Raw genomic sequence first — 7,743 nt, forward strand, 5'->3', positions numbered from 1 at the left:
CTGACCTCCAGACTCGACACCCGTGACCCGGCCTACGCCGAGGCACGGGAGGAGATGCTCGGCAGGCTCGCCGAGATCGACGCCGAACACGCCAAGGCCCTGGTCGGCGGCGGTGAGCGCTACGTCGAACGCCACCGTTCCCGCGGCGGTCTGCTCGCCCGCGAACGCGTCGAACTCCTCCTCGACGAGGGAAGCCCCTTCCTGGAACTGTCGACCCTCGCCGCCTGGGGCAGCGACTTCCAGGTGGGCGCGAGCGTCGTCACCGGCGTCGGTGTGGTCTCCGGGGTCGAGTGCGTGATCGTGGCCAACGACCCGACGGTGCGGGGCGGCGCCACCAACCCCTGGTCCCTGAAGAAGTCCGTGCGCGCCGGGGAGATCGCCGAACGCAACCGGATGCCGATGATCAGCCTGGTGGAGTCGGGCGGTGCCGACCTGCCCACCCAGAAGGAGATCTTCATTCCCGGCGGCGGCACCTTCCGCCACCTCACACGACTGTCGAGGGCCGGCATCCCCACCATCGCCCTGGTGTTCGGCAACTCCACCGCAGGCGGCGCCTACGTCCCCGGCATGAGCGACCACGTGGTCATGGTGCGTGACCGGGCCAAGGTCTTCCTGGGCGGGCCGCCGCTGGTCAAGGCCGCCACCGGGGAGGAGAGCGACGACGAGTCCCTGGGCGGAGCGCGCATGCACGCCGAGGTGTCCGGGCTCGCCGACCACCTCGCCGAGGACGAACACGACGCCATCCGCATCGGGCGGCGCATCGTGGCCCGCCTCAACCACACCAAGGCCGGGCCCGCCCCGGACCCCGCCGCACCCGAACCCCTCCACCCCGCCGAGGAACTCCTCGGTGTCATGCCGCCCGACCTCAAGGTCCCCGTCGACCCACGCGAGGTCATCGCCCGTATCGTCGACGGCTCCGAGTTCGACGAGTTCAAACCCTCCTACGGATCCGGGCTGGTCACCGGATGGGCGCGCCTGCACGGCTACCCCGTCGGCATCCTGGCCAACGAGAACGGAGTGCTGTTCAGCGAGGAGTCGCAAAAGGCCGCGCAGTTCATCCAGCTGGCCAACCGCTCCCACACCCCGCTGATCTTCCTGCACAACACCACCGGTTACATGGTCGGCGCCGAGTACGAGCAGGGCGGCATCATCAAGCACGGCTCGATGATGATCAACGCCGTCTCCAACAGCACCGTCCCGCACTTCTCGGTGCTCATCGGCGCCTCCTTCGGGGCCGGACACTACGGCATGTGCGGCCGCGCCTACGATCCGCGCTTCCTCTTCGCCTGGCCCAGCGCCCGCTCGGCGGTGATGGGCCCCGGTCAGCTCGCCGAGGTCATCTCCATCGTCTCGCGGGCCTCGGCCGCCAAGAAGGGGCTGCCCTACGACGAGGAACAGGACCGCGTCATGCGGGAGATGGTCGAGAACCAGATCGAGGCCGAGTCCCTGCCGATGTTCCTGTCCGGCCGGGTCTACGACGACGGGGTCATCGACCCCCGCGACACCCGTACGGTCCTGGGACTGTGCCTGTCCTTCGCGCACAACGCGCCCGTCGCCGGTACCGACGCCTTCGGCGTCTTCCGCATGTAGAGGAGGCCAGGACATGTCCCACACCCACCCCACGACCGACCCGGCCAGGGTCGGCCCCCTCCGCCCCGTCACCGCCCTGCTGGTGGCCAACCGCGGAGAGATCGCCCGCCGGATCATCCGCACCTGCCGCACCCTGGGTCTCACCTCCGTCGCGGTGCACGCGCCGGGTGAGGAGAACGCCGCCCACGTGCGCGAGGCCGACGCGGCCGTCGCGCTGCCCGTTCCCGAGGGCGGCGGCCCCGTGGACGCCTACCTGGACCCCGAAGCCCTGGTCGAGGCCGCCCGCATCGCCGGGGCCGACGCGATCCACCCCGGTTACGGCTTCCTGTCCGAGAACGCCGGCTTCGCCCGTGCCGTCGTCGAGGCCGGGCTCACCTGGGTGGGCCCCTCGGCGGAGGCCGTCGAACAGATGGGTTCCAAGACCCTCGCCAAGAAGGTCGCCCGTGACGCCGGGGTTCCGGTGGCCGACGCCCTCGACCCCGCCGAGGTGCGCACCGAACACCTGCCCGTACTGGTCAAGGCGGTCTCCGGGGGCGGGGGCCGCGGCATGCGGGTGGTCCGCGACCTGGCGGACCTGCCGGCCGAGGCCGAGGCGGCCCGCACCGAGGCGGCCTCCGCCTTCGGCGACCCCACCGTGTTCTGCGAGCCCTACGTCGAACGCGGCCGCCACGTGGAGGTCCAGGTGCTCGCCGACCTGCACGGCACCGTGTGGGCCGTCGGCGAACGCGACTGCTCGGTGCAACGCCGGCACCAGAAGGTCCTGGAGGAGGCCCCCGCGCCCGGCCTGCCCGAGGCCGTCCGGGAACGCCTGCACCGGGCCGCCCGGGACCTGGCCGCGGCCATCGGCTACACCGGGGCCGGGACCGCCGAGTTCCTCGTCCCCGTCACCGACGACGGCCTGGGCGAACCCGTGTTCTTGGAGATGAACACACGCCTACAGGTGGAACACCCCGTCACCGAGTGCGTCACCGGGCTCGACCTGGTGGAGTGGCAGTTGCGCGTGGCCGAGGGGGAACCGCTCCCGCCGGAGGGGCCACCCGCACCGCGCGGGCACGCCATCGAGGCCCGCCTGTACGCGGAGGACCCCCGCGAGGACTGGCGGCCGCGCACCGGAGTCCTGCACGCGTTCGAGGTTTCGGCCACCGACACCTCCTTCACCCCGCTCACCGAACCCGGGGTGCGGCTGGACCACGGTGTGGAGACCGGTGACGAGGTCGGCGTCGACTTCGACCCCATGCTCGCCAAGGTCATCGCCGTGGGCCGTGACCGTCGCGACGCCCTGCGTCGCCTGTCGGCGGCCCTGGCCGGGGCGCGCCTGCACGGCGTCGGCACCAACCGTGACCTGCTGGTGCGCTCCCTGCGCCACCCCCTCATGGCCGGTGCCGAAACCCGGCCGGAGGGGTTGCACACCGGGTTCCTCACCGGCGACCGGCTCACCGAACTGGCGCTGCCGTTGGCCGACCCCGCCACCGAGGACCTGGCCGCCCTGGCGGCCTCGCTCGCCTCGATCGAGGCGGCCCGCTCCACGGCCACCGTGCCCGCCGGGGTACCGGCCGCCTGGCGCAACGTGCCCTCCGCGCCGCACACCCGAAGGCACACCACCTCCGGTGGTCGGGAGGTCACCACGAAGTTCCGGTCGGTACGCGGCGCCCACCTGCCCGAACAGGAGGGCGTGCGGGTGCTGTCGGCCGGGGCGGAACAGGTCGTGTTGGAGGTGCGCGGGGTACGCCGCGCCTTCGAGATCCACCGGGTCCCCGGAGAGCGGCCGGACACGACCGGTTCCGTGTACGTGGAGTCCCCGCTCGGTCCGGTCGCCCTCGTGCCCGTCGACCCGCTGCCCTCACCCGAGTCCAAGGTCGATCCCGGTGCGCTCCCGGCCCCCATGCCGGGCACGGTCACCACCGTGGACGTCGAGGTCGGCGAACACGTGTCCGAGGGGCGGATCCTGCTGCGGATGGAGGCCATGAAGATGGAGCACCGTGTCACCGCTCCCGCAGCCGGAATCGTCCGTGAACTGCCCGTGGCGTCGGGGGAACGGGTCGGCGCCGGCGCGCCCCTCGCGGTCCTCGACTACGACGAGGATTCCGACACGGGCCCCACCATCGAACCAACCGCAGACCCCGCCACCCCCACCGGCGAGGAAGGGACGAACCCGTGACCGGTGCCATGACCTTCGACGAACCATCCGAACGCGTCGAGCTGCGGGCCGCCGTCGCGGCCCTGGCCTCCCGCTACGGCTCCGAGTACACCCGGGCCAAGGCCGCGGAGGGCGCCTACCTGAGCGAACTGTGGAAGGAGGCCGGCGAACTCGGCTACCTGGGCGTCAACATCCCCGAGGAGTACGGCGGTGGCGGTGGCGGCATCGGTGACCTGGCCGCCGTCATGGAGGAGTTCAGCGCCGCCGGCTGCCCCACCCTGATGATGGTCGTCTCCCCGGCCATCTGCGGCACCGTCCTGTCCCGCTTCGGCACCTCCGAGCAGCGACGGCGCTGGCTGCCCGGGCTGGCGAGCGGCGAGACCATCATGGCGTTCGGCATCACCGAACCGGACGCCGGCTCCAACTCCCACCGCATCACCACCACCGCCCGGCGTGACGGTGACGAATGGGTGATCAACGGCCGCAAGACCTTCATCTCCGGGGTCGACGTCGCCGACGCCGTGCTCGTCGTCGGTCGTGTCGAGGACTCCGACACAGGAAGGTTGTCCGCCGCGCTGTTCATCGTCCCCACCGGTACCCCCGGCTTCGAGGCGCGGAGGATCGAGATGGACATCGTCAGCCCCGACCACCAGTTCCAACTGTTCATGGACGACGTCCGCCTCCCCGCCGACGCCCTGGTCGGCGACCCCGAGGCCGGGCTCCTGCAACTGTTCGCCGGACTCAACCCCGAACGCATCATGGCGGCCTCCTTCTCCACCGGCTTCGCCCGCCACGCGCTCGACAAGGCGGTCGCCTACGCCAAGGAACGCGTGGTGTGGCGGGACCGCCCCATCGGTGCCCACCAGGGATTGGCGCACCCGCTCGCGCAGATCAAGATCGAGATGGAGCAGGCACGACTGATGACCCACCACGCCGCGCTCCGCTACGATGCCGGCGACGACGCGGGTGCCGGGGAGGCGGCCAACATGGCCAAGTACGCCGCCGCCGAGGCTTGTGTGCGTTCGGTGGATCAGGCCGTGCAGACCCTGGGCGGCAACGGGCTGGCGAGCGAGTACGGGTTGGGGGCGATGATCGCCGCCTCCCGGCTGGCCCGGATCGCTCCGGTGAGCCGCGAGATGATCCTCAACTACGTGGCCCAGCAGTCACTGGGGTTGCCCAAGTCGTACTGACGTTCAAGGAAGAGGCGCGAGTGGAGACGGCACCGGACCGTGGACCCAGGCAGGAACGCAGCCGGCTCACCCGGGCCCGGCTGATGGACGCGGCCGTCGCCTGCCTGGCCGAACGCGGGGTTCCCGGCGCGACGGTGAGCGCCGTCGCCGAACGCGCCGGGGTCTCCCGCGGTGCCGCCCAGCACCACTTCCCGACGAGGGAGGAACTGCTGCTGGCGGCGCTGCGGCACATGGTGGACGGTCGTGGCGCCGATCTGCGTCGCCGGGTGGCGTCCGTTCAGGCAGGGCCGGGGCGCACCGAGGCCGTGGTGCAGATGGTGGTGGACGCCTTCAGCGGTCCCGACTTCGACGCCGCCCTGCAGTTGTGGGCGGCGGCGGCCGGCGAGCCGGCCCTGAGCGCCCAGCTCATTCCCCTGGAGGAACAGGTGGGGCGGGAGTTGCACCACGCGGTGGTGGATCTGCTCGACGCCGACGAGTCGGTCCCCGGGACGAGGGAGGCCGTTCAGGCCACCCTGGACCTGGCCCGCGGGCTGGGATTGGCCAACCTCCTCACCGATGACCGGGCACGACGTCGTCGCGTCGTCGGTCAGTGGGCCCGCATGCTCGAACACACCCTGCGCGGCGGGGACGTGGCCCAGGCGGATACCAGGCGGTAACCTCCTATCCGCTCCGGCTTCGCCGGGATTATGATCGTGAGTCGGGCCGGGCCTCGCCACGGCCCCGGCGATGACGGGTTCGACGGACAAGGCGGTGTGTCGGTGGGTGCGGATACGGGCAGGGACCTCCCCGGCCTGGCCAGACGGGCGGTGGACGCGTTCGCGGAGAGCGCCGCGCGGCGCCGGGACCGTGACGCCCTGATGGACACGGCCTTCGCCCGGCTCTTCGAGCTGTACCGGGCCACCAGCCGGGTCGAACGCCAGTCCCCGGGCGGACAGAACCTCATCGCCACCCTCTCCGAACTACTGGTCAGCGGCAGCAACCCCGACCGAATGGGCCTGTACGTGGTGCGGACCCAGACCGCGGCCGACAACGGCAGGCACGAGGGCTACCGTCCGGCGTGCTGGCGCCGCTCCATGCTGCAGATCCTCGGCGACGAGTTCGTTCCGTGGGAACGCTTCATGCGTCCGGGCGACCTGGAGTCCATCCCGCGTATCGACGACGCTCTAGAGGCGGTGGCCGCCGAGGCCGCGCCGACCAGCGTCGAGGAGATCCCCACCTGGGTGCCCCGGACGCACTGGTGGTGGTGGGAACCGGCCCGCCGGCGCGGCGAGGAGGTCACCGGGATGCCCCGGGCCGACACCGGTTCGCTGGACGCCGTCACCGACTGAAGTCCGCGTGAAGGAGCCGCACATGCCCCCCGAACTCGCCCGGCGGCCGCTGATGAACGCGGCCGGGCCGGCGTTGATCTCCACCGTCGTCCTGGTGCCGTTGCGCGCCCTGATGGGCGACACCTGGCTCCAGGCGCTGGCCTACGGGGCTCTGTTCGGCGCGATGTTCTTCGTGATCGCCTACGTCTGTCTGCGCTGGGCGCGCTGACCCGCCGGGCGTTCGCCGGTCGGGTCAGCGGACCCCCTTGATCTTCCACACGACGGCCGCTCCGAGCAGGGAGACCAGGCCGCACACGGTGTACAGCACCGGATAGCCGCCCAGGTGCACCACGATCGGGCCGGCCAACGCAGGGGCGATCACCTGTGGTCCCGAGCTGGCGATGTTGACGATCCCCAGGTCCTTGGCGCGTCCTTCGGCGCTCGGCAGCACCTCGGTGACCAGGGCGTTGTCCACCGACAGGAACACCCCGAAGCCCACGCCCAGGACCACCGCGCACACCAGCAGGGTCGACCAGGTGGGGGAGAGGGCCACCATGAACGCCGGTACGCCCATGACCACGCCCGCGAAGGCGACCATGACGCGACGTCGGCCGAGCCGGTCGGAGATCAGGCCCGCCACCACGGTGGTGGCCACCACCGCCGCCGTGTACACCAGGATCAGCGTCAACAGGCCGTCGGTGGCGTCGGACCCGGGGAAGAGATCCTCGTAACCCACGGTGTCGCGCAGGAAGTACAGCAGGTACAGGATGAACATGGCGTTGCCGGTACCGATGAGGAACCGGGTCAGGAACGCCCACCCGAAGTCCGGGTACCGACGGGGCGAGACCCACAGCCCGCGCAGCATGCCGCGCCAGGGCGGGCGCGCCGCACGCGGCAGCGGCGGATCCGGTGAGAGCAGCGCGAACGGTAGGGCGAGCGCCAGGGTGAGCACCCCGATGAGCGTGTAGCCGGGGGCGATCTCGGTGACCACGATGGTCACCAGCACCACGGCGGCGACCACACCGGCGGACTGGGGGATGCCGATCCACCCGGAGACCGCCCCGCGCTGGCTCCGGGGCACGTGGTCGGGGACCGCGGCGAGCAGGGTGGCGTTCAGGCAGGACAGGGCCGTCTGCACCAACGACCAGCCCAGCAGGACACCCCAGACGGTCTCCTGGGTGCCGAGCACCACCAGCCCCGCGCCGCCGAGCGCCGCTCCGGCCAGCACCCAGGGGCGTCGACGGCCCAGACGACCGGTGGTGCGGTCCGACAGGGCGCCGGCCAGGGGCGTGGCGATGAGGGCCATGGTGGCGCCCACCCCGGTCACCCAGGCCAGGACGGTCTCCTTGTCGGAGGGGACGATCCGGCCGATCTGTTCGGGCAACAGCACCTGGAGGGGGCCGAAGAACGCCATCCACATACCGAGGTTGGCCAGGCTGATCCCGGCCACCCACAGTGCGCGGACGGGGCGGGTGGGCTCGGCCAACGCGGCCGGGACGGGCTGCTCTGGGGAGGAGGG

General features: G+C 71.8%; 7 protein-coding genes. 6 read left to right on the plus strand and 1 reads right to left on the minus strand.

Annotated features, from left to right (window positions below):
• The 6 genes from K8V84_RS20030 to K8V84_RS20055 all read left to right on the plus strand — a co-directional run.
• Nucleotides 1-1,590: acyl-CoA carboxylase subunit beta (locus tag K8V84_RS20030; protein WP_304077238.1), on the plus strand; the 1,590-nt coding region annotated here is incomplete at its 5' end.
• 13 nt (nt 1,591-1,603) lie between these two features.
• Nucleotides 1,604-3,748: a biotin carboxylase N-terminal domain-containing protein gene (locus K8V84_RS20035; protein WP_304077239.1), complete on the plus strand. Its 2,145-nt coding sequence runs from the start codon at nt 1,604-1,606 to the stop codon at nt 3,746-3,748.
• Nucleotides 3,745-4,917, plus strand: a complete 1,173-nt coding sequence (locus K8V84_RS20040; protein ID WP_304077240.1) for an acyl-CoA dehydrogenase family protein — start codon at nt 3,745-3,747, stop codon at nt 4,915-4,917. The genes K8V84_RS20035 and K8V84_RS20040 overlap by 4 nt, the downstream gene beginning before the upstream one ends.
• 20 nt (nt 4,918-4,937) lie before the next feature.
• Nucleotides 4,938-5,573, plus strand: coding sequence for a TetR/AcrR family transcriptional regulator (locus tag K8V84_RS20045; RefSeq protein WP_304077241.1), 636 nt, complete (start codon nt 4,938-4,940; stop codon nt 5,571-5,573).
• A gap of 96 nt (nt 5,574-5,669) precedes the next feature.
• Nucleotides 5,670-6,245: a hypothetical protein gene (locus K8V84_RS20050; protein WP_304077243.1), complete on the plus strand. Its 576-nt coding sequence runs from the start codon at nt 5,670-5,672 to the stop codon at nt 6,243-6,245.
• A 22-nt stretch (nt 6,246-6,267) separates the two neighbouring features.
• On the plus strand, nt 6,268-6,453 hold the full coding sequence (locus tag K8V84_RS20055; protein WP_304077245.1) for a hypothetical protein: 186 nt from the start codon (nt 6,268-6,270) through the stop codon (nt 6,451-6,453).
• Between the two features lie 24 nt (nt 6,454-6,477).
• On the opposite strand, the gene K8V84_RS20060 is transcribed toward K8V84_RS20055, so the two are convergent.
• Entirely contained in the window at nt 6,478-7,710 is a 1,233-nt protein-coding gene (locus tag K8V84_RS20060) for an MFS transporter (RefSeq protein WP_304077247.1), read from the minus strand.
• Nucleotides 7,711-7,743 lie beyond the last annotated feature (33 nt).

The sequence above is a fragment of the Nocardiopsis listeri genome (assembly GCF_020741345.1).
In the GTDB taxonomy this organism is placed as follows: Bacteria; Actinomycetota; Actinomycetes; order Streptosporangiales; family Streptosporangiaceae; genus Nocardiopsis; species Nocardiopsis listeri_A.